The sequence below is a fragment of the Streptomyces sp. 12E genome, assembly GCF_055633275.1.
On the sequence record NZ_JBVNCJ010000001.1, the window covers coordinates 2,742,580 to 2,762,514 of the forward strand.

Below are 19,935 nucleotides of genomic sequence, written 5' to 3' on the forward strand. Positions count from 1 at the left end.
GCGGCAAACCACAACGCACCGCACCCGCACCGCGACTCCCCGCCCCCGCCTCCCCGCGGAGCGCTACGCCTGCTTGAACTCCTGCCGCTGCCGCCCGAGTCCGGCGATCTCCAGCTCGACCACGTCCCCGGCGCGGAGGTACGGCTTCGGCTCCGGCTCCCCCAGCGCCACCCCCGCCGGCGTACCGGTGTTGATGACGTCACCGGGGTACAGCGTCATGAACCGGCTGACGTACCGCACGACCTCCCCCACCGGGAAGATCTGCTCGGCGGTCGTCCCGTCCTGCTTCAGCTCCCCGTTGACCCACAGCCGCAGCGACAGGTCCTGCGGGTCGCCGACCTCGTCGGCGGTCACCAGCCACGGCCCCAGTGGGTTGAACGTCTCGCAGTTCTTCCCCTTGTCCCAGGTCCCGCCCCGCTCGAGCTGGAACTCCCGCTCGGAGACGTCGTGCGCGACGGCGTACCCGGCGACGTGCGCGAGCCCTTCCTCCGCCGACTCCAGGTACCGCGCCGTACGCCCGATGACGACCGCCAGTTCGACCTCCCAGTCGGTCTTCACCGACCCGCGCGGCACCAGCACCGGGTCGTCGGGGCCGACGACCGTGTCCGCCGCCTTGAAGAAGACGACCGGCTCGGCGGGCGGCTCGGCCCCCGTCTCACGGGCGTGGTCGTGGTAGTTCAGCCCGATGCAGACGATCTTCCCGATCCGCGCCACCGGCGGCCCGATCCGCAGCCCGGTCCCGTCCAGCGCGGGGAGCTCGCCGGTGCCGGCGGCGGCCCTGATCCGGCCGAGCGCGGCCTCGTCGGCGAGCAGCGCCCCGTCGATGTCGGGGACGAGCCCCGACAGGTCGCGCAGGGTCCCCTCGTCGTCGAGCAGCGCCGGCCGCTCCTGTCCCGCCGTGCCGACTCGCAGCAGCTTCATGTTTCCCGTCTCCCTCGATCGCGGGCCCGCCCGACGACCCCGGCCCGGATGCGGCGGGGCACAGTCATCGGAGGACTGGTCGATCCTCCGATCCGGCGTTCCACTCCGCAAGACCCCGTTCACGTACTGGACCGCGAGGAACCGCGCACCCGGCCCCCGACAGGCCCCGGCCAACGGCAGCCCCAACTCCTCCCGGGGGCGCGGGGAACCGCGCACCCGGCCCCCACGGCGCCCCCGTCTCGTCCCGCCCCGCGCTCAGCGGTACAGCACGGCCCGCTCCGCCACGCTCCACGTCGTGCTGGTCACCATGTACAGCGCGGCGGCCAGCGGCAGGACGGCGACGGTGACGAGCGTGAGGAAGGACATGAACGGCATCACCTTGGTCACCGCCCCCAGCCCCGGCACCTGCTCCCCCTCGCCGGCCGCGGGCATCGCGGGGTTGGCGGCCGTCATCCGCCGGGACAGCCGGTACCCGCACCAGGCGACGACGGCGACGACCGCGAACAGCCCGACGTAGACGAGCCCGGGCCCGCCGAACACCCCGCCGTCCCCGAGCGCGTCCGCCCACCTGCCGCCGAGCGGCGCCTCGAACAGCCGGCGCCCGAGCAGCTCGTTGGTCCGTCCGCCGATCGTCTCGCTGGAGAAGAGGTGGTACAGCAGGAAGAAGGCGGGCAGCTGGAGCAGGCTGGGCAGGCACCCGGCAAGCGGCGACACCTTCTCCCGCGCGTGCAGTTCCAGCACGGCCCGCCGCAGCCTCTCGGGGTCGCGGCCGTGCTTGCGGCGCAGCTCGGCGACGCGCGGCTGGAGCGCCGCGCGGGCCTTCTGTCCGCGTGCGGCGGCGCGGGACAGGGGGTGGACGAGGAGTCGTACGAGCGCGGTGAACAGGACGATCGCCGCGGCGGCCGCGAAGGCGCCGAACAGCGGCTGGAGCAGGTCGGCCAGGTGCTCGACCAGGCTGGCGAAGACGGACATGGGTGAGCCCTCCGGGGGTCTCGTCGTGCCGGATGTACGGGGAACGGCGGCATGACGACCCGCAGCGGGGCGTGGTGGACGTACGGAACGGACGTACCGAAGGGGTGCCCTACGCGGCGGTCGCCAGGAGGGCGTGTCCGGGCGCTCGGGGTCTGGTGCGCCCCCTGGCGTCGGGGTCGCGCTGGGGCAGGAAGGCCGTACGCCGGTCGCGGTCGCGTATCGCCGTGCGCACCCGGGTGGGCGGCACGGCGGGCGCGCAGCGGGCGGCGACGAGCGCGCAGACGGCGAGCGCGCTGCCGACGGCGGCGGTCGCGGCGAGCGTGACCTCGGCCAGGGAGAGCCCGCCGGCGGTGGGCAGCAGGAGCAGGACGGCCTGGAGCAGCGGCAGGAGCACGGCGAAGGCGCAACGCACGGTCGCCCGATGTCGGATCACCCGCCGTCCCCCCTTCCCGTCGTCCCGTCGTCCCCACCGTGCCGGCGCCATACCGGATCCACCGGTCCCACCGGATCCACCGGTCCCACCGGTCCCACCGGATTCACCGGATCGGGGCCGGCCACCGCGACACCACAACGTCCGGCACGGCACAAGGGTTCCGCCGGCCGGACGTTCACCGTCCGGACCGCAGGGCTCCGCGAGCGGGCCCGGGACGGCCCGCACGCCCCCGCTCCCTCACCTCCAGTCGCCTCCCGGCAGTACGGTGTCATCCATGCGCCCCGACACGCCTGCCGAAAACGTCGACCACACCGCCGAAGCCGACCGTCTGGAGCGGATCGCCGACCGGTATCCCGAGGACGCCGAGGCCCTGCTCCTGCGGGCCGCCGCCCACCGGGAGCTCTCCGGCGACCGCCCCGCCGCGACCGCCCTCTACGACCGTCTGCTGGCCTCCTCCCAGGAGCTGGACGCCCCCCACCTGGTCCGGGCCCTCAAGGCGTCGAACCTCTGGGAGTACGGCCACGAGGCGGAGGCCCGCGCGATCATCACCGGCATCCGCGCGGCGGCCCCGCGCGACCCCGCCCCCTGGGTGATCGTCGCGGAGTCCCTGGAAGCACACGACGAGCTGGAGCAGGCGCACGAGACGTTCACCCAGGCGGTGCTCCTCCTCCTGACCGGCGTCGAGAAGCCCGCGCGCGCCACCCACCCGCTCCTCTTCGGCCGCCACCGCGTGCGCAGGATGCTCGGCGCGGCGCACGACGAGTGGGACGCCCTGGCGGACACCGTCCACACCCTCCCGATCGGCCTGGACGAACTCCACGACCCCAAGCGGGTGTGGTCGCTCGGCTCGGAGAACCCGGTGGAACTGGAGGCGGAGATCATCCGCCTGCGCGCCGAACTGGGCGCGTACCGGGAGGCGCTGTCCCGCCCGTTCCCGGTGGCGGTGCTGCACTGGCCGGCCGGCGAACTGGCGGAGCTGACAGAGGCGTACCCGCCCCTGGCGGAGGAGTACCCCTCCTACGGGGAGCACCTCGCGGCCATAGAGGCGGCCCTGCGGGAGCTGGCGGCGTCGGGCACGGCGAACCTGGGCGTCGTCACGGGCACGGTCCCGTCGTACGAGGCCTTCGCCGCCTCCGAGCTCGCCTCCCCCGCCGACCCGGCCCTGCTGCCCCAGTACGCCACGACGCTGGCGGCCCGCGGCCGGGCGGTGGCGTGGCCCCCGGAGGGGTCGGCGGCGTGCTGGTGCGGTTCGGGGCGGACGTACGGGGAGTGCCACGGCGTGTGACGGCCCCCCGGGGCGGGGGTCCGCGGTTCAGGCCGTGGCCCGGTCGCCGACGGTCACCCGCTCGCCCGCGGCGCACCGCACCAGGCGCGCCCCGTGGCCCCGGCGTTCCGCCTCCGCGAGGAAGTCCTCCAGCGGGGAGCGGAAGACCGTGTAGTCGCTGTGGTGCACGGGCAGCGCGCGCCGCGGGCGCAGCAGGTCGAGCAGGTCGGCGCCCTGCCCGGCGTCCATGGTGACCACCAGGCCGCCGGGCAGGGTCGTACCGCCGAGGTGCAGGACCGCCAGGTGGATGTCCGGGTGGCGCGCGGCGATCTCGCGCAGCCCGTCGTACACCAGGGTGTCCCCGGAGAGGTAGAGGACCAGCCGGACCTCCCCCGAGCGGTCGCCGAACTCCAGCAGGCTGCCCATCACGGGCGGCAGCAGGGCCCGCAGCGGGCCGGGCGCGTGGCGGCCGGGCAGCGAGGTGATCCGCACGGAGGAGTCCCCGTGCCGCAGGGTGCGGCTCTGCCAGGTGCGCAGGCCGGTGGCGCGGCGGAAGCCGTGCAGGCCCTTCAGCAGGCGGGCGGCGTGCGGGGTGGTGACGAACGGCAGCCCCCGGTCCAGCCCGCGCCGGGCCACCCGGTCGAAGTGGTCGCCGTGCAGGTGCGAGAGGACGACGGCGTCCAGCTCCTCGTGGGGCAGGTCCGCCACGTCCAGGGCGGGCTCGGTCAGTCGGCGCGAGACCAGCCCGTAGCCGAGGTGGGCGAACTGTCCCCGGTGCAGGAAGTTCGGATCGGTCAGCAGCGTCAGCTCCCCGTACCGGATCAGCAGGGTGGCGTTGCCGATGAAGAGGACCTCCGCGGTGCCCTCGGGCGGTTCCTGCCGCACGATCGACTCCCTCCGTCGTACGCGAGTCCCGTACGGGGGCCGGGTGAGCGGCAGAGCCGGATCTACACACCTCCATCGGCAACGGGAGCCCGCGAGCCCGGGCACGGCGGTCCCGTCGGCCCACCGGCCACCCGGAGCCGCCGCTCGTGCGCACGTCGGCCGGGTCCGGTCAGTCGGTCGTGCGCAGCACCAGCCGCACGACCCCCTTGACTCCTCGCCAGAGCCAGCCGAACAGTCCCCCCGCCGAAGCGAGGTCAGCGGCGTCCGCGGCAGGCTGCGTCCAGTCCAGCCCCGAGCGGCAGCGGGAGCAGGAGCGGCGCCAACCGCGTTTCTGCGCACCGCACTTCTTGCACATCGTCATGACCGCATCTTCCCCCACCGCCGCACCTCCTTCCTCGTCACCTCCCGAACGCGGTCGACCGCGCGACTCTCAGCCCGGCCGGCCGTGGGAGCCCGCCTCGAGGGTCGCGCGCAGGGTGGCCAGGGTCGAGGCGACGCGGGTCAGGTCGTCAGGGGGAACCGCCCCGGTCAGCGAGACGAGTTCGCTCTCGACGACGGGACGGGAGGCGGCCAGCTGCTCCTCGCCCTCGGGTGTGAGGCGGAGGACGGACGAGCGGCGGTCCTGGGGGTGCGCGACCCGCAGGCACCAGCCCGCGGCCACCAGCCGGTCGACCGCCTTGCTGACGGCCCCCACGGTGATCGCCAGTTCGCCGACGATGTCGAGCACCCGGCACCCCGGCACCCGGTCGATGACCTCCAGGAAATCGAACTGCCCCAGGCTCAGACCCCGTTCGGCGCGCAGCCGGGCGTTCACCGCGTTGTAGAGCCGGGTCTCGACGCGGACGAGATCGGAGAAGATCGAAGTGACGTGGCTCACACCAGCCTCCAGTGGATTCCTGGGAATCATCTTCCTCGGAATCAGGTTGGGCTCGGACAGATGGATTCCCAGGAATCCATCTTCGCACCCGACCCGTGGAGGCCCCGCATGTCCCGACAGCAGCGCGACGCCCTGGACGCCGTACTCCGTTCCGCCCCTCGCGGCGACACGCAGCCCACCCCCGAGGAGCAGCGCCGCGATTTCGGCGCGGCGATCACCCGCCCCGCGCCGGAGGGCGTGGTCACCCGCAGGACCGTCCTGGGCGGGCGGCCGGCCCTGGAGCTGGAGCCGGCCGGAGCCTCCGGCCGCGGCCGGCTGCTCTACCTGCACGGCGGCGGCTACGTCATCGGCTCGCCCGACACCCATGCGGGAATGGTCGGCGAACTGGCCCGCCGCGCCGGGCTGCGGGCGGTGTCGGTGGACTACCGGCTGGCGCCCGAGCACCCCTTCCCCGCGGCCGTCGACGACGGGCTCGCGGCCTACCGCGAACTGCTGGCGGCGGGCACCGACCCACGGGACCTCGTCGTGGCCGGCGACTCCGCCGGCGGCGGCCTGGCCGTCGCCACGCTGCTCGCGGCCCGGGAGGCCGGACTGCCGCAACCGGCCGCCGTGGTCGTCTTCTCCCCCTGGGCCGACCTCACCCTCTCCGGAGGGAGCATCCGCTCCAAGGAGGACGCCGACCCCCTCTTCACCGAGGCCGACATACGCGCCTACGCCGACCTCTACGTCGGCGCGGGCGACCGGGCGCACCCCCTGGCCAGCCCGGTCCTCGCCGACCTCACCGGACTGCCCCCGCTCCTCGCGCAGGTCGGGGCGAACGAGATCCTGCTCGACGACGCGGTCCGGCTGGCCGCCCGCGCGGGCGCCGACGACGTCGAGGTCACGCTCGAGATCGGGCCCGGCCTCCCCCACGTCTTCCAGCACCACTACGGCCGCCTCGACGAGGCGGACGCCGCGCTCGACCGCGCCGCCCGCTTCCTCACCACCCACCTGGCCGCCGGCCACCCGGACGCCGACCGCCCCGAACCGGTCCGCTGACGCCGACCCCGACGGCCTCCACGCGATGCTGGCGGCGACGCCCGCGCAGGAGCGCCGCCGCCGACACCACGTCTCCCGTTCCCGTATCCGTACCGGCGCCCCGGAGCCCGCGGCGGCCTCTTCCGCCAAGAAATCACCGACGCGGACCGGATCCTGGCAACCGTCCCCTCGCAACGCGGCCTATGCGGCCAGCAGACCCTCGCCGACCTGTTCGGCGTCGGCCGCGGCACCATCCGCAACGCCATCGACGACGCCCGCCCACTCCTTGACCAAGCAGGCCGGTGAGGCCGGCGGCGCTTCCGCCGACGGTTGCGGCGAACGTGGTCCACATGGCGGTTGCTCCTGTGCGGTCCGTGCCGGGGTGGAAGGTCTCGGTGCGATGAAGTGCGGTGGGCGGCGGCCGTCGCGCCGCCGCCCACCTCGCGGAACTACCTCGTTTCGACCATGGCCATCGGGTCTTCACCGTTCTCCAGGGCGTTCACCGCGTTCTTCCAGGACGGGTCGGTCGAATAGAGCTGACTGCGCAAGTAGGCCCACACGAGAGCCCGCAGAGTCGCCACGCGCTCGGGATTCTCGTCGTTCGTCTCTGCCGCGTCGTATCCGGATATGCCACCGAAGATGTGACCGGCGCCGTACATGGTCACCATGGTCTTGTTGCCGCCGGGGCTGGCCGAGTAAGCGTCAGCACGGTAGCTGAGCCGATTGGAGAAGTTGGGGTTGAGGTCCTGATCGCCCACGATGATCAGGCCGGCGCCTGTCATCTGCTCGAAGTCGGTGTAATACAGCACCGGGTAGTTCGTCTTGGCCCACTCGGCGAAGTGCTCGTCGTTGCCGATGCCCGGAGCTCCGATGAGCACTCCCGCCTTGACACGAGAGTCGGAGAGGTCCTTCGGCCGGTCGTCGTCCGGATCCAGCATCTGGGCTCCGAGGAGGAGGGAGACGGTGTTGCCGCCCAGGGAGTGCCCTACGGCGCCGACACGGTCCCTGTCGATCCGCCGTTCGGCAAGACCGGGGACGGCGGCCTCGATGTCGTCGAGGCGGTCGAGGATGTTGTGCATGTCGGTGGCGCGGTCACGCCAGAACAGGGGCGCGTCCTTGAGGTCGGTGTCGCGCAGGCCGAGGGCCGTCGAGTCCAGGTGGGTCGGCTGGATGACCGCGAACCCGTGGGCGGCGAAGAAGTTCGCCAGCGGCCCGTAGCCGTTGTAGGAGGACAGGAAGTTCGCCATTCCGTGCCCGTGGGACAGGAGGATGAGCGGCAGGTCGGTGCCGGTCGCGGGGATCGACACCTTGACCTCCAGCGGCACGGGCCGGCCGGGAACGTCGAGGGTGACCGGGTGGTAGGTGAGGACGGGTTGTGACGCGTTGACCGGGATGTTGGCGGCGTCGCTGTACGGCTTGCTCATCGGAGCCCTTTCGAGATCGGTGTTGACATAGCGCCTGCCGTAACTGGCGGTGGGCATGGAACTGGCGGTCGTAGCCGCGAGCCTGATGGGCCAGGAACGGCCGTCCGGCACCTGGGTCGGTGTGGACGGTGATCTCCGCAGCGGTGCACAGATCTCGTCAGGTGTTCGTCCCGCGGTCTGACGGCAGAGGGAGGGCGACTGGCTCAACCATCGACTGTCACGCCTCCCTGGCCCGACGGATGCGCTTGTCTTGCCGAGAACTGTAAGATCAACCGAACAAGCCGAACTAGGGCGAAAATGACATGGCTGAGTCCGCGATCGAAGGGCGTCGCAGAAGAGCACGGTTCGGAGTCGAGAGCCTGGCTCTGCGCGTTGCCGAGGGTGACTTCCCGACCGTTGTGAACAGCGGGTACACCGTCAAGATCACGCATGGCGGCTCTGCACCCCCTTTTCAGTACCTCGGGCGAACCCAGGGTCCCCCTGTTCCTGGCGCGGTGACGGTGATCGAGCCCCATGAGGTCGTGAGCTGCCTCGATCAGGACAAAGCCGCCGCTGACGGCCAGGCCATCGTGCAACTGATGTTCATCGACGCCGATCTCCTGCCAGTCGGCACAGGCCGGCCGCGCTTTCATGAGGTGACCTATTCAGACCGCAGCCTCTTCAACGGCATTGCTGCGCTGCACAGGGGTTTGGCGGACGGCGAGGACGAGCTGGATCTCGAGTCGTCGCTGATCCACTTGCTGAACGTCCTGCTCGCCAGGCATGCGGACGCTCCCGGCGCAGCGAGTCCGGCACTTCGTCCTCGAGCGCTTCGTCAAGTACGGGAGATGCTCCACAGCCAACTGAACTCCAACACCAAGCTCGACGATCTCGCAGCAGTCGCCGGTTGCAGCAAACGCCACTTGATCAGGAGTTTCCGGCAGGCTTACGGGGTTCCACCGCACCATTACCGGACCCTGTTGCGCTTGGCACGCGCCAAGTCCATGCTGGCAGCGGGACGATCCGTGGCAGAGACCGCCGCCGAGCTCGGTTACTGTGACCAGAGCCAGCTCAACCGGCACTTCCGGCGGGAGTTCGGCATGAGCGCAGGTGGCTATGCCAGGACCGTGCGGTAGACCTGCGATGTCTTGGCTCAACTGCCACTTTGCCGGCCCCCACGGGAAAGCGCTGACCGGTGGGCCGGGTCACGTCCGCTGGAGTGGTGTATCGACGGCCACTGGGTGATCTCGGTCTGAGGCTGTGCGGTGAGTTCGGTGGGCAGGGCCGGGTCGTCGGTCAGGGGGCAGGTCGCGGCGAGATGGGGTGTGAACCCGCCCCGGGCGCCCAGCGCGGCGCCCTCCGCAAGCAGCGTGGAGTCGTTCTCCGCAAGCAGCTTGCCGTCCCGGCTCTCGAAGTCGCGCCGACGCTCCAGCCGTACGCGATCAGGTGGAGGGTATATCTATCGCACGCGTCGCCTCACTTGCCATGCAGTCGCCTTCTGGTGCGGATGTCCGCAGTTCACGGCTCCTGATCAGAAGCTCTCTGCTCCCAGTACCTCCGGTGATAACGGAGATACTCCGGGTGGACTCGGTGGCCGTCCCTCACGGTGAGCTTCGGCAAGAGCTTCGCTCCTGCAAGGTCTGATCGCACGATGACGGACCCGTCTTCATCCACTGCGATCGCGCCGATGTCAAGTCGGACATGACAGTTGGGGCAGAGGCACAGAATGTTCGGCTCGACGTCGGGTCCGTGGTGGGGCTTACCCAGAGGCCGTATGTGGGCGCCCTGACTGTAAGGTCTACCGTCCGGACCCGTCAGGCGCAGGCCGCACAGCTGGCACTCCCCCTCATAGAGTTGCTTGATCCGTTGCGCGGCAGCCGTGTCCCTAACCAGGCGGCGCACCCGCATGCTGCGCGAGCGCGGAAACTTCTCCACATGCCACTGCTCGCCAGGCGGCTCTTCGTCTTCCTGCTGTCCGTCGCCTTGCTCGTCCGGCTCCTCGTCAAGCTCTTTCAATACGTCGATGACGTGCCGTTCGACCGCGGTCTGCACCTGTTCCCGGTCGGACAAGCGCCGCAGGTCAAACTGACAGATGTCAATCGGAGACCCGTCAGGAGCCGGGTACCTGGAGGTCGCCGTGCGCACCTCCGTGATCTCGTAGAGGCCGTCATACCTGTAGGAGTTGGAGGGTGAGTACCGCGGATCCCCCTCGTAGCCTCGGATCACGCGGATGGGATGACCACGCTCATAGCTGAGCAGGAGCGCAGCGTTGTCCGGGTAGGACCACGACTGGCTACGGAGGAGCCTTCCGGTGGATTCGTCCTTGTCCTTCCCCTCCGAAGCCCCCGTGTATCGGATCCACTCCCAGTGGTCCTCGTCGTCCACATAGCCGCCGTGCAGGACGATCGCATCCCCGACCTTGCTGCCGTCCTTGTCGAGCAGCCAAGAGATGCCCTTCTGGTTCGTCTGGTGCAGTTTCGCGTGCTGCACATTTTTTCGCCGATGGAAGACCGCGCCTACGGGCACGCCCTCTATATGTCCGATGACACGTTCGATTCTCATCCACCCATACTGGATCGAGAGTGATCGTTTTTTACCGAACTCCCCTCCGATGCAGCCGAGTTGTGACCATCCAGCGGACAGTGTCGGTCAACCTCATCCTGGCCTGTCAGAGCGCTCTGTTACACATGGGCCGAGTTGTCCACCGCGATCGAAGGAGTCCGTGTGTCTGAGCTGGAGGATTTGTCCCAACCTGCCGCGGGCCTGTACGAGCAACTGATCACGCTCCGTTTCGAGCAGAAGCTTCAGCAGCTCTCTCAACTTGGCTGGCATCCGATGAGCGAAGCAGTGGGCTCGGAGTCGGTCTCTCACGTACTTGCACGGCACGTCTCACACACCGTGCGTCGCGTTCTACAGAACTTGCCTGCCGAGGAGCGCGTGCACGCGGCCAACCACATCCTGGAGTCCATCGGCACACTGAAGGGCGCCCAAGAATGGGTGGACTTCGTCGCAGACGGCCCTCAGCAGCTCCTAGCGATCACGCGGCAGGAGGCGCCAGGAGTCTTCGCCGTACGCCCCGGCATCCCGCTCTCAGATACCGCGCTCCTGACCAACTCACCCGAGGACCCCAGCCTCGGATTCGAGCTGCGCGCAGAGCTTGCTACAGCCGACCGCGTGGATCTTCTGTGCGCCTTCGTCAAGTGGCACGGGCTGCGGGTCATTGAACGGTCCTTGCGTGCGGCTCATGCGCGGGGGGTACCGATACGGATCTTGACCACGACGTACATCGGCGCCACTGAGCGGCGGGCGTTGGACCGCTTGGTCGAGGACTTCGAAGCCGAGGTCAAGGTCAACTACGAGACGCGTTCGACGCGGCTGCACGCCAAGGCTTGGCTGTTCCGACGGGACAGCGGTTACGACACCGCGTACGTCGGTAGCTCAAATCTGTCGAAGGCCGCCCTCCTCGATGGTCTGGAGTGGAACGTTCGCTTGTCCTCCGTAGCCACGCCCGATGTGATGCGGAAGTTTGAAGCGACGTTCGAGTCGTACTGGAATGACCCGTCCTTCGAGGTGTACGACCCTGACGCCGATGGCAGTCGCCTGCAGGAAGCGCTGGCAGTGGCTGGCGGTGCGTCGTCAGCAGGCCGGGCCATCACGCTGTCCGGCCTTGAGGTGCGGCCGTATCCCTATCAGCGGGACATGCTTGAGCGCCTCGACGTCGAGCGTGAGGTCCATGATCGGCACCGGAACCTCTTGGTAGCGGCGACCGGCACGGGCAAGACCGTCATGGCTGCGCTTGACTACAAGCAGCTCCGCAAGAGACGTGGGGGCGACTTGCGCCTCCTGTTCGTCGCTCATCGCAAGGAGATCTTGCAGCAGTCCTTGCGGACCTACCAGGACATCTTGCTCGATGCGAACTTCGGAGAATCCCTGCATAGCGGTGAAATCCCAGCGCGCTGGACGCACGTATTTGCGAGCGTCCAGTCACTCAACGCACGGAATCTTGATCGTCTCGCACCCGATCACTTCGACGTCATCGTGATCGATGAGTTCCACCACGGAACCTCACCGACCTACCGGAAGATCATCGATCACTTCCAGCCGATGGAACTGCTGGGCCTGACTGCTACGCCGGAGCGCATGGACGGAAAGAACGTCCAGGATGAGTTCTTCGACGGTCGCATCGCCGCCGAGATGCGACTGTGGGAAGCCCTGGACAACAAGCTCTTGTGCCCCTTCCACTACTTCGGCATCAGTGACACCACTGATCTGAGCAACGTGGAGTGGAAGCGCGGAGCGTATGACATCAGCGCGCTCAACAACGTTCTGACGGGCAACAAGGTCCGCGCTGGCCTCGTTGTCAAGGCCGTCGAGGAAAAGGTGGCAGACCCTCACCGCATGCGGGCCTTGGGGTTTTGCGTCTCCGTTGCTCATGCATGCTTCATGGCGGAGGCCTTCCGTTCGGCTGGCTTCAACGCCGTCGCGGTCTCCGGGGAGACGCCGGCCGATCAACGGCGGCAGGCACTCGCAGACCTGAGGTCAGGGGCACTTCAGGTGGTCTTCTCGGTCGACCTCTTCAACGAAGGCGTCGACGTCCCGGACGTGGACACCCTGATTCTCCTCCGTCCAACGTCGAGCGCGACTGTGTTCCTTCAGCAACTCGGCCGTGGACTACGACGTTCCGGCAACAAAGCCGTGTTGACCGTGCTGGACTTCATCGGCCAGCACCGTAAGGAGTTCCGTTTCGAGAACCAGTTCCGTGCCCTCACGAACCTGACGCGCAAGCGGCTTCTGGATCACATCGAGCATGACTTCCCGAAGCTCCCCTCCGGCTGCGAGATCGTGCTGGAGGAGAAGGCAAAGCACACCATCATCGCCAACATCAAGGACCAGCTCAGCGTCAACGTGACCACACTGGCGCGTGAAGTCGCCGACTACGGCGAGCCCCTCCTCAGCCGCTACCTGGAGGAAAGCGGCCGAGACATCAAGGAGGTGTACCGCGGAAACGGAAACTCCTGGACCGGACTACTCCGCCGCTCCAGCTTGATGGACCGCGAGGCACTTGGAGGGGAGGCTGCTCTCCTCAAACGAGTGCCCGCGTTCCTACACGTCGACGACCCCCTGCGGGTAGACGCGTACACACGCCTGCTCGAAGACGATGCTGTTCCCTACGGCGACCTCAGTGAGCAGGGGAAGGCATATGCCCGCATGTTCTTCTTCCAGCTATGGCCGTTGGGGGGCATCACGAGGAAGGGCTTTGCGAGCTACGAAGCGGGGTTTGCCGCCCTCCGAAAGCAGGAGGCCTTCCGTAGCGAGCTACGCCAAGTGCTGGCGTACAACCTCGCCCATACCGAGCACGTACCCATTCCTCTCCTCGGCGTCGCTGGTGATCGGAGCATTCCGCTGACCGTGCACGCCTCCTACAGCCGAGAAGAGATCCTTCCCGCGCTCGGTCAGGCGGATATCGGGGGCTTCATGCCCGGTGACTTCCGCGAAGGCGTGAAGTGGTGCGAGTCGATCGCGACGGACGCGCTCCTCATCACCCTGGAAAAGGATGAGAAGGACTTTTCCCCTCAGACTCGCTACCACGACTTCGCACTGAGCGAGAAGCGGTTCCATTGGGAGTCCCAGAACCAGATCTCCGAAACGTCCCCGACCGGTTTGAGGTACCAAAATCATGTCGCCGAAGGCAGCCAGGTACTGCTTTTCGTCCGCCGCTACAAGACCACCGACATAGGCGGTGCTCAGCCCTGGATGCTTCTGGGACCTGCCGAGTACCAAGGCCATAAGGGCAGCAAGCCGATGGCCATTACCTGGAAGTTGAGACATGAGATTCCGGCGGATGTGCTGTCGTACGCCAAGGCAGTAGCGGCGGGCTGACCGTCAGCGGGGGACGCGTGTCACCTCCTGTTCGGCCTCGAAGTGCGTCTGGGCGCGGTCCAGGATCTCGTCCGTGTCATGTCCGTGCGTCTGGAGCCAGTACAGCAGGTCGGCGATGACGTCGATGGCGGCTGCTTCTGCCGCCATCGCACCCAGCCGACTGCGTCGGGAGGTGCTGAACAGCTCGCCGTCACCATAGGAGCTGAGAATCTGGGCGGCTCTGGTGATGCGCGCGCCAGCATGCCCACCGGGTGTGGCAGAGGTGGCGACGAGCTCGCACCACGTCACCTTGCTGTCATGGTGCAGTTCGATGCCCCAACGTTCCGTCAGGGCGTCTACGAGCGCCATGCCCCGTCCGCTTTCCGCGTCATCACTCGCCTCTAGGAGCGCGGGAAGGGCACGAGCGTCCGGGTCTTGCAGTTCGATGCGGAGGCGAGCGCCTCTCAGGGAGACGGCGAGGCTGGCGGGGGTTCCGCGACCGACGTGCGTGATCACGTTGGACACGAGTTCACTGACGCACAGTTGAGCCGAGTCGCTGAGCTCTTGCAGGCCCCAGTCGCTCAGCCGGGTCCGTACGAGACCGCGTAGGACTGCAACCTCCTCTGGCTCAGCAAGGAATGGAAACTCCCAGGACGCCAGGGGGATGCTGACAGATTCATCCATGGTTCTACTCCTGCCTGGGACACGATGGTTACGCCATGGAGTGTGTCCCACACCGAGAGTTGCATTGAAACTCTCAAAATGGAACTCTCACTAGCGGCCTGCTGGAGCACGTCACTGCCGTACGCGCCCCCGGCGCACACCGTCTTGCCGTCCTTCCTGGCAGGCGGCAATGATCACTCAACGGACAAGAAGGGCTTGATCCATGGCAGTTGGACCCACCACCCGAAGGCGCCAGCTTGGCGCTGACCTGCGGCGACTCCGCGAGTTGAAGGGGTTGACGCTAGAGGAGGCAGGTGCTCGAGTCGGCATCTCGAAGGCAACGCTCAGCCGCTACGAAACCAAGGAAGGCACGGTCAAGTGGCCAGCCGTCGACGCGCTGTGCCGTGAGTACGACGCGACGGACGAGGAACGCCTTGCATTGGTCGAGCTAGCCAAGGGCGCCAAGATCCAAGGCTGGTGGCGCTCTCTCGCCGATCCCATCCCCGAGTCCATGAACCTCATGCTCACCCTCGAAGACGAGGTCGTGCGCGAGGACCACTACGCCTGCATGTACATCCCCGGCCTGCTCCAAACCCGGGCATACGCCGAAGCCGTCCACCGTGCCTCGGAGGTGCGGTGCGAGGAGCGCGAGGTCCAGCACATGGTCGACATCCGCATGAAGCGGCAGGAGTTGCTGGACCGCCAAGAGCCGCCACGCATCTGGGCCGTGATCGACGAGGCAGCGCTACGGCGGCAGGTAGGTGGCCCGGGGGTCATGCGGAAGCAGTTGCAACACCTCCTCGCATTGACTGAACGCCCGCACATCAACGTGCAGGTTCTCCCTTTCGCGCGAGGCGCTCACGCAGCAGCCGTCGGTAGCTTCGCCTTCCTACGCGGGCAGGCTCCGGAGCTGGATGTGGTGTACGTAGACCTCCTCGGCGGTGGGTTGTTCATGGAGAAGCCAGAGGAACTGGAGCGTTATAGGTTGGCGTTCGAGTACCTCAGCGCACAGGCGCTCGATTTTGAGTCTTCCACTGACCTCATTGATCGGATCAGCAAGGAGCCTTGATGACGTCCCCGTCACAGCCCACCTGGTTCAAGTCCTCCTATAGCGGCGGCAGCGGCACCGAGTGCGTGGAGTGCGCCCATGTCCCGTACGGCGTCCTCATACGTGACTCCAAGGACGTGGACGGTTCTGTCGTCTCCGTCGAAGCCAGTGCATGGCGTTTCTTCGTGGCGGGGTTGAGACGCGAGCGACCGGCCGTGTGCGCCTGACACTCCCAAGCCACCTACTCCACCATGCGCTCCGCGTCCCCCGGAACCCAGGGAAACGGCACGTCGGGCCAGCGCGCGGAGGCCCACGCGTCGACGTCGACCGCGAGGACGGCGTCGATGAAGGGCTGCGGCGGGCGGTAGCCGTGGGCGGTGACGTAGTGCGTGATGAGGAACGGGGCGGCGTAGGCGGTGCCGGGGTCGCCCGGGATGCGCAGCTCCCCGTTGCCCTCCGGGGGCGGCTCGTCTCCCGCCGGACACAGGTCGCACTCGTGGACGCCCAGGCAGACGTTCATCCACTGCACCCGCTGGACGGCCTTCAGCTTCTCCACGAACGCCTCGGGGACCGGCCCCGTCGCGTACGGCTTGCCGGCCTCCAGCCAGCCGACGTTCAGGCGGGTGTACGCGGGGCGGTACCAGAGTCCGTAGAAGCCCGACTCCAGGTCCGTGAAGGTGTCGTCGTCCTGGTAGTCGTACGCGCTGAGGTCCTCGTAGAACACCCGCACATCATCGCCCGCCGCGGCCCCGAGCACGGTTCCGACCCGGGCACCCTACGCTCGGCCGTGAAGCGCGCGTTCGCCCACCCGCACCGGCTCCGCCGTCCGCGGAGCCGGCGGGGGATCCACGACGGCATCCACGAAGCCTTCACCGCCCTCGGAGGCGCACCCATCCGTCGGCGGCGCCTGAACTCGTCCCGGTGGGAGGCCTTGCTACGTCACGACCGGGGGCAGCGGTTCACAGGCCGCGTGCCATGCGGGAGGAAGGGCGGCGACTCCGGTGCGGGCGGCGATGATCCCGCCCGCGATGGCGCAGGTGGTGTCGATGTCGCCGCGCCCGGCGACCGTGACCCACAGGCCCTCGTGCAGGTCGTCGAGGTGCCCCGCCGCACACCACAGGGCGTACGGGACGGTGTCGGGCCCCGACATCCGGTAGCCGGAGCCCAGAACCTCCGCGGCGTGCCGGACCGAGGTGCGCTCCGGCATCCGGGCCGCGATCCGCACGCCCGACCGGACGTCGCTGTCGGGGAGTCGTTCGGCGACTGCCCGAAGGAAGTCCGGCCTGGCCGGAGCTGGCCCGCCCCGGCTGCGGGTCGCCAGCGCCGCGGCCAGGGCGACCGCCACCGCTCCGGTGACCGCCTCAGGGTGGTGGTGCGAGACAGCGCTCTGGCGGGCGGCCTGTTCGGCGACCGCGTCGAGGTCGGCGCCGTGCCAGGCACCGAGCGGGGCGGCTCGCATGGCCGCACCGTTGCCCCAGGAGCCCTGGCCGCCGAACTGTCCGGCGACCACCTCCTGCCAGGGCTCGCCCGTACCGATCCGGCGCAGCACGTCGTGCATCGAGGCTCCGTAGCCGCGGTGCGTGTCCTCGGCGTAGGCCGCCGCGAGGCGTAGTGCCAGGCGGTCCTGGTCGACGACGCCCCCGCCCTCGACGAGCTCCCGGACGAGAACCAGCGCCTGAGCGGTGTCGTCGCTCCACCGCCACAGCGGTTCCGGTGGCGGCGTGCGCGCCTCCAGGGCTGCCGGGCCCTGCCTGCGCAGGATGCCGAACCAGCGGTCGCCGAAGGCGTCGCCGAACGCGAGTCCGTACAACGAGTCCAGCACAGCGGTAGGCACGTCGATCATCGGCGCAGTCTCGCAGCACGACGGCTCTCCCGCACTCCCTTTCGGAGCCGCCGGGCTTCTGATCCGGACGATGCCCGCACAGGGTGCGGACGTGCGGAACGCTCCTCGTGGAACGGGGAGATCGAGGAGCGGGAGATCGTGGGTGCGGAGCACGCGGAAACACCCGTCCCTGCGCCGTTGCCGTTGCCGTTGCCGTTGCCGTTGCCGTTGAGGACCATCGGCGACATCCGGGCCGCTCCGCGGCCCGGGCACGGCTTCCCCGGCGACCGGGAGACCTTCGAAGCGGATCTCCAGCGTGCGCTGGAGGCCTCCTCGGAGACGGACCTCGATGCGGTCGCCGCGGTGATCGTCGACCACCGGGGGCGGATCCGCCTCCACCAGGACCCGGACTTCGACATCGCCGTACAGGAGGGTCTCGACCTGGCGGCACAGCTGAAGCGGGAGGATCCACGCGCCTGAGCGGTGTGACGGCGGCCGTCACCGCACGGGCCGCCCAGTGTGCGAAGGAACTGGGAGCCGAGCGGGATCCGGAGGCTCCGCGGCAGGAGTTCGAGCAGACCCCGCGTCTCGGTGTGCGGCTCTGGCCTCCCCGTCACTACGGCACGGAGGTGCGCAGGACGAGGATCGAGCCCCGGGACGGCGTGCCGGGATCGGCCGTGGCGTACGGGTACACGCCCTCTCCGCCGCCCCCGACCGTGGCGATCGTCGCTGTGACTCCGGATGACGGAGCCCGCGAAGAACAGAACGTGGCCTCGTCGTACCGGAATCGGCCGAGCAGGAGCCGGTGCGGTGTCCGGGATGGTCCTCCGCGTCCGGAAGCCGCGTCGTGGGACGGACTTCGCCGCGGACGGGCTGGTATGACTGGCGCATGCATGAAGAGACCGCACAGGCCGCGATCGACACGTTCCTCTCCGCCTTCAACGCCTCGGAGGACGGCTACGTGACAGGGCTGCTCTCCCAGGCCCTGACCTCGGACGTCGTCTTCTGGGGGCCGTTGGGGCGCAGTGAGGGGATCGAGGCGGTCGAACGGTTCGTGCTGGACATCCGGCGGCACCCGGCGGGAACCGGCACGATGGTGCGCTGCTCGGCGGTGGACATGCCGGACGAGTGGGCCCGGTACCAGTGGGTCTTCACCACCCCGGACGGAGGTCCCCGTCTGGCGGGAACGGACGTCGTCCACCTGCGGCGCAGCCTCATCGACCAGATCATCGTCTTCGCGGGGGAGATCGGGCCCTCCGCGTCCTGAGCCGCCCTCCGCTCGACCCGGCCCCGTTCGCGGCGGCGCCCCGCCGCGGGTCCCGGCCGTCAGTTCGTGGCGGCCGGCGGACGGTCGGCCGCTCGCTGGAGGCGGAGTTGGCCGATTTCCGCGACGTTCTTCATCAGCTCGGCGTTCACCCAGGCGACCATGTCCGCGACGGTGTGCCGGGGGTCGTCCCGCCACGGGAACGGGGCGGTCGCGTCCAGGTCGGCGTCGGTGAGCCGGTCCAGTGCCTCCAGCCAGTCGGCGCGCAGGGCGCGCAGCCACTCGACGGCCGGCTCGCCCGCGCCCGGCCAGGTGATGTCGTCCCGTTCCCGGGGCGTCCTGTTCCGGGCGTGGTCGGTGGCCACGCTCCACCACCAGCCGATGTGCCAGCTCAGCCAGCCGATCGTCGGCAGGGGGACCGGGTCGGGCTCGCTCTCCGCCCAGTCCGGCGCCCACGTCCCGTCGTCGGCCCGGCGTACCGTCCAGCAGTTGCCGACGGGCTCCCACAGGAAGTCGTCGGGTTCGAGCCTCTCCAGGTGGTACTCGAACAACGACCACGTCAGGTCGAACTGTCGGCGCAGCAGGTCGAGGGCGTACCGCGAGGCGGATTCGTTTCGAGAGTCGGACACCCGCCGAGCCTCGCACACCATCGGTGCCGCCGGGAATCGGGTAGACGGACCTCCCGGACGGCGGAGCCCGCCGGACGGCCGTGCCGGGGTCTCCTGGCCGTGAGCGGTGGGGACCTCTCCCCCGCAGAGGTCCCCACCCGCGGGCCGAGGACACCCGGCGCGCTCCGGCGCTGCTGGAGACGGTGGCTCGGGACGGTCACCAGCAGGGGCTGCCGTCGTCCTCACGCCAGGCGATGTCCGTGACGTGCATGGGCATCGTGAAGTAGCTGCCGTGATTGCTGGAGACGCATGCCGTGCTGGGACCCTGCTCCTCGTGTCCGACGATGACGTACGTCATCGTGACGTCCCGGGGCGTCCTGTTGTAGAAGATGTGGCCGCGAGCGCTGCCCGACCATTCACCGTCGGTCACCAGCGACGGCGTCATGTCCGTGTCGCCGTACCAGAACTCGGGCCAGACGCAGAACGTGCCCGTCTGGCAGTTCCCGGGAGACCACGCCGACGCGCTGGGCGCGGATGCCATGACTCCGAGGAAAGCTGCGGGTATCGCCGCGAGGGCGAGGGACTTCAGGCGCATGAGGGGCTCCGATCTCGGGACGTCATGCGCATGATCACAACAAGTATGTTGAATCGTCAAGCATCACTTTTCGGCCTTCCCGGCCGGTTCGAAGCCCAGTCGACGCGGTCCCGCCGACCCGCACAGGCGCCGGGGTCCGCCTCGGGCCGTCTCCGTCGGCCGGGCGTCCTGGGGATCAAGGCCGGCGCGCTCGTCATGCCGCCCCCGTGGTGGTCGGCGCGGGCCGGGAGTGCCGGGCCGCGCGGAGTCGGTCGTCGCCGTCGTGATCCGTGCGTGACCGACCGTGGAAGCGGACGCATGGCCG

The 19,935-nt window shown here is 69.1% G+C and carries 21 protein-coding genes and 1 pseudogene; 9 read left to right on the forward strand and 13 right to left on the reverse strand.

Translation table 11 applies throughout. From position 1 onward, the window contains the following. Positions 1–63: 63 nt before the first annotated feature. From ACZ8ZB_RS12795 to ACZ8ZB_RS12805, 3 genes are all read right to left on the reverse strand, one after another. On the reverse strand, positions 64–921 hold the full coding sequence (locus tag ACZ8ZB_RS12795; protein WP_470737841.1) for a fumarylacetoacetate hydrolase family protein: 858 nt from the start codon (positions 919–921) through the stop codon (positions 64–66). 255 nt (positions 922–1,176) lie between these two features. After that, positions 1,177–1,893 (reverse strand): YidC/Oxa1 family membrane protein insertase, encoded by a 717-nt coding sequence (locus ACZ8ZB_RS12800; protein WP_470737842.1) that lies wholly within the window; start codon positions 1,891–1,893, stop codon positions 1,177–1,179. Between the two features lie 109 nt (positions 1,894–2,002). Beyond that, positions 2,003–2,377, reverse strand: a complete 375-nt coding sequence (locus ACZ8ZB_RS12805) for a DUF6412 domain-containing protein (RefSeq protein WP_470737843.1) — start codon at positions 2,375–2,377, stop codon at positions 2,003–2,005. Positions 2,378–2,600: 223 nt separating this feature from the next. Here ACZ8ZB_RS12805 and ACZ8ZB_RS12810 point away from each other — a divergent pair, with 223 nt between their 5' ends. Beyond that, positions 2,601–3,611: an SEC-C domain-containing protein gene (locus ACZ8ZB_RS12810; protein WP_470737844.1), complete on the forward strand. Its 1,011-nt coding sequence runs from the start codon at positions 2,601–2,603 to the stop codon at positions 3,609–3,611. Between the two features lie 27 nt (positions 3,612–3,638). Here ACZ8ZB_RS12810 and ACZ8ZB_RS12815 read toward each other — a convergent pair whose 3' ends face one another. The 3 genes from ACZ8ZB_RS12815 to ACZ8ZB_RS12825 form a co-directional block, all read right to left on the reverse strand. Then, positions 3,639–4,475, reverse strand: coding sequence for an MBL fold metallo-hydrolase (locus ACZ8ZB_RS12815; protein WP_470737845.1), 837 nt, complete (start codon positions 4,473–4,475; stop codon positions 3,639–3,641). A 169-nt stretch (positions 4,476–4,644) separates the two neighbouring features. Further along, positions 4,645–4,854, reverse strand: a complete 210-nt coding sequence (locus tag ACZ8ZB_RS12820) for a hypothetical protein (RefSeq protein WP_470737846.1) — start codon at positions 4,852–4,854, stop codon at positions 4,645–4,647. Positions 4,855–4,905: 51 nt separating this feature from the next. Then, complete coding sequence (locus tag ACZ8ZB_RS12825; RefSeq protein ID WP_470737847.1) at positions 4,906–5,352, reverse strand: MarR family winged helix-turn-helix transcriptional regulator; 447 nt, start codon at positions 5,350–5,352, stop codon at positions 4,906–4,908. Between the two features lie 108 nt (positions 5,353–5,460). On the opposite strand from ACZ8ZB_RS12825, the gene ACZ8ZB_RS12830 reads away from it, so the two are divergent. Together ACZ8ZB_RS12830 and ACZ8ZB_RS12835 are read left to right on the forward strand one after the other, a co-directional pair. After that, positions 5,461–6,390 (forward strand): alpha/beta hydrolase, encoded by a 930-nt coding sequence (locus ACZ8ZB_RS12830; RefSeq protein WP_470737848.1) that lies wholly within the window; start codon positions 5,461–5,463, stop codon positions 6,388–6,390. A 93-nt stretch (positions 6,391–6,483) separates the two neighbouring features. Next, positions 6,484–6,663, forward strand: a pseudogene (locus ACZ8ZB_RS12835) (ISAzo13 family transposase); the annotation flags it as partial. Positions 6,664–6,818: 155 nt separating this feature from the next. Here ACZ8ZB_RS12835 and ACZ8ZB_RS12840 read toward each other — a convergent pair. Next, the gene (locus ACZ8ZB_RS12840; RefSeq protein WP_470741472.1) at positions 6,819–7,793 is read right to left on the reverse strand and encodes an alpha/beta hydrolase family protein; all 975 of its coding nucleotides are present in this window, start codon (positions 7,791–7,793) and stop codon (positions 6,819–6,821) included. A 302-nt stretch (positions 7,794–8,095) separates the two neighbouring features. Here ACZ8ZB_RS12840 and ACZ8ZB_RS12845 point away from each other — a divergent pair, with 302 nt between their 5' ends. Next, the gene (locus tag ACZ8ZB_RS12845; protein ID WP_470737849.1) at positions 8,096–8,908 is read left to right on the forward strand and encodes a helix-turn-helix domain-containing protein; all 813 of its coding nucleotides are present in this window, start codon (positions 8,096–8,098) and stop codon (positions 8,906–8,908) included. Between the two features lie 382 nt (positions 8,909–9,290). On the opposite strand, the gene ACZ8ZB_RS12850 is transcribed toward ACZ8ZB_RS12845, so the two are convergent. Next, a complete protein-coding gene (locus ACZ8ZB_RS12850) occupies positions 9,291–10,334 on the reverse strand; it encodes a YDG/SRA domain-containing protein (RefSeq protein WP_470737850.1) in 1,044 nt (347 codons plus the stop codon). Between the two features lie 162 nt (positions 10,335–10,496). Between ACZ8ZB_RS12850 and ACZ8ZB_RS12855 the strand changes: the two genes are divergently transcribed. Then, entirely contained in the window at positions 10,497–13,652 is a 3,156-nt protein-coding gene (locus ACZ8ZB_RS12855) for a DEAD/DEAH box helicase (protein ID WP_470737851.1), read from the forward strand. Positions 13,653–13,655: 3 nt separating this feature from the next. Here the strand turns inward: ACZ8ZB_RS12855 and ACZ8ZB_RS12860 are convergent, their stop codons facing one another. Further along, on the reverse strand, positions 13,656–14,315 hold the full coding sequence (locus ACZ8ZB_RS12860; protein ID WP_470737852.1) for an ATP-binding protein: 660 nt from the start codon (positions 14,313–14,315) through the stop codon (positions 13,656–13,658). Between the two features lie 202 nt (positions 14,316–14,517). Here ACZ8ZB_RS12860 and ACZ8ZB_RS12865 point away from each other — a divergent pair, with 202 nt between their 5' ends. Beyond that, positions 14,518–15,363 carry a helix-turn-helix domain-containing protein gene (locus ACZ8ZB_RS12865; protein ID WP_470737853.1) on the forward strand — a complete coding sequence of 282 codons (846 nt, stop codon included), beginning with the start codon at positions 14,518–14,520 and terminating at the stop codon, positions 15,361–15,363. Further along, positions 15,363–15,569, forward strand: a complete 207-nt coding sequence (locus ACZ8ZB_RS12870) for a DUF397 domain-containing protein (protein ID WP_470737854.1) — start codon at positions 15,363–15,365, stop codon at positions 15,567–15,569. The genes ACZ8ZB_RS12865 and ACZ8ZB_RS12870 overlap by 1 nt, the downstream gene beginning before the upstream one ends. A 14-nt stretch (positions 15,570–15,583) precedes the next feature. Here the strand turns inward: ACZ8ZB_RS12870 and ACZ8ZB_RS12875 are convergent, their stop codons facing one another. Beyond that, positions 15,584–16,066: a DUF7919 family protein gene (locus tag ACZ8ZB_RS12875; RefSeq protein ID WP_470737855.1), complete on the reverse strand. Its 483-nt coding sequence runs from the start codon at positions 16,064–16,066 to the stop codon at positions 15,584–15,586. 210 nt (positions 16,067–16,276) lie between these two features. Then, positions 16,277–17,185, reverse strand: coding sequence for an ADP-ribosylglycohydrolase family protein (locus tag ACZ8ZB_RS12880; RefSeq protein WP_470737856.1), 909 nt, complete (start codon positions 17,183–17,185; stop codon positions 16,277–16,279). Positions 17,186–17,323: 138 nt separating this feature from the next. Between ACZ8ZB_RS12880 and ACZ8ZB_RS12885 the strand changes: the two genes are divergently transcribed. Together ACZ8ZB_RS12885 and ACZ8ZB_RS12890 are read left to right on the forward strand one after the other, a co-directional pair. Then, positions 17,324–17,644 (forward strand): hypothetical protein, encoded by a 321-nt coding sequence (locus tag ACZ8ZB_RS12885; RefSeq protein ID WP_470737857.1) that lies wholly within the window; start codon positions 17,324–17,326, stop codon positions 17,642–17,644. A 409-nt stretch (positions 17,645–18,053) separates the two neighbouring features. Then, positions 18,054–18,431 carry a nuclear transport factor 2 family protein gene (locus ACZ8ZB_RS12890; RefSeq protein WP_470737858.1) on the forward strand — a complete coding sequence of 126 codons (378 nt, stop codon included), beginning with the start codon at positions 18,054–18,056 and terminating at the stop codon, positions 18,429–18,431. A gap of 59 nt (positions 18,432–18,490) precedes the next feature. Here the strand turns inward: ACZ8ZB_RS12890 and ACZ8ZB_RS12895 are convergent, their stop codons facing one another. Beyond that, entirely contained in the window at positions 18,491–19,078 is a 588-nt protein-coding gene (locus tag ACZ8ZB_RS12895; RefSeq protein WP_470737859.1) for a DinB family protein, read from the reverse strand. Between the two features lie 175 nt (positions 19,079–19,253). Next, positions 19,254–19,631, reverse strand: a complete 378-nt coding sequence (locus tag ACZ8ZB_RS12900; RefSeq protein ID WP_470737860.1) for a hypothetical protein — start codon at positions 19,629–19,631, stop codon at positions 19,254–19,256. Between the last annotated feature and the right edge of the window lie 304 nt (positions 19,632–19,935).

Bases quoted from the DNA above. Each gene is read 5' to 3' on its own strand.
- ACZ8ZB_RS12895 (WP_470737859.1), bottom strand. From the start codon at position 19,078: ATGGTGTGCGAGGCTCGGCGGGTGTCCGACTCTCGAAACGAATCCGCC.
- ACZ8ZB_RS12850 (WP_470737850.1), bottom strand. From the start codon at position 10,334: ATGAGAATCGAACGTGTCATCGGACATATAGAGGGCGTGCCCGTAGGC.
- ACZ8ZB_RS12800 (WP_470737842.1), bottom strand. From the start codon at position 1,893: ATGTCCGTCTTCGCCAGCCTGGTCGAGCACCTGGCCGACCTGCTCCAG.
- ACZ8ZB_RS12805 (WP_470737843.1), bottom strand. From the start codon at position 2,377: ATGGCGCCGGCACGGTGGGGACGACGGGACGACGGGAAGGGGGGACGG.
- ACZ8ZB_RS12840 (WP_470741472.1), bottom strand. From the start codon at position 7,793: ATGAGCAAGCCGTACAGCGACGCCGCCAACATCCCGGTCAACGCGTCA.
- ACZ8ZB_RS12830 (WP_470737848.1), top strand. From the start codon at position 5,461: ATGTCCCGACAGCAGCGCGACGCCCTGGACGCCGTACTCCGTTCCGCC.
- ACZ8ZB_RS12865 (WP_470737853.1), top strand. From the start codon at position 14,518: ATGGCAGTTGGACCCACCACCCGAAGGCGCCAGCTTGGCGCTGACCTG.
- ACZ8ZB_RS12880 (WP_470737856.1), bottom strand. From the start codon at position 17,185: ATGATCGACGTGCCTACCGCTGTGCTGGACTCGTTGTACGGACTCGCG.
- ACZ8ZB_RS12810 (WP_470737844.1), top strand. From the start codon at position 2,601: ATGCGCCCCGACACGCCTGCCGAAAACGTCGACCACACCGCCGAAGCC.
- ACZ8ZB_RS12795 (WP_470737841.1), bottom strand. From the start codon at position 921: ATGAAGCTGCTGCGAGTCGGCACGGCGGGACAGGAGCGGCCGGCGCTG.
- ACZ8ZB_RS12870 (WP_470737854.1), top strand. From the start codon at position 15,363: ATGACGTCCCCGTCACAGCCCACCTGGTTCAAGTCCTCCTATAGCGGC.
- ACZ8ZB_RS12890 (WP_470737858.1), top strand. From the start codon at position 18,054: ATGCATGAAGAGACCGCACAGGCCGCGATCGACACGTTCCTCTCCGCC.
- ACZ8ZB_RS12900 (WP_470737860.1), bottom strand. From the start codon at position 19,631: ATGCGCCTGAAGTCCCTCGCCCTCGCGGCGATACCCGCAGCTTTCCTC.
- ACZ8ZB_RS12860 (WP_470737852.1), bottom strand. From the start codon at position 14,315: ATGGATGAATCTGTCAGCATCCCCCTGGCGTCCTGGGAGTTTCCATTC.
- ACZ8ZB_RS12845 (WP_470737849.1), top strand. From the start codon at position 8,096: ATGGCTGAGTCCGCGATCGAAGGGCGTCGCAGAAGAGCACGGTTCGGA.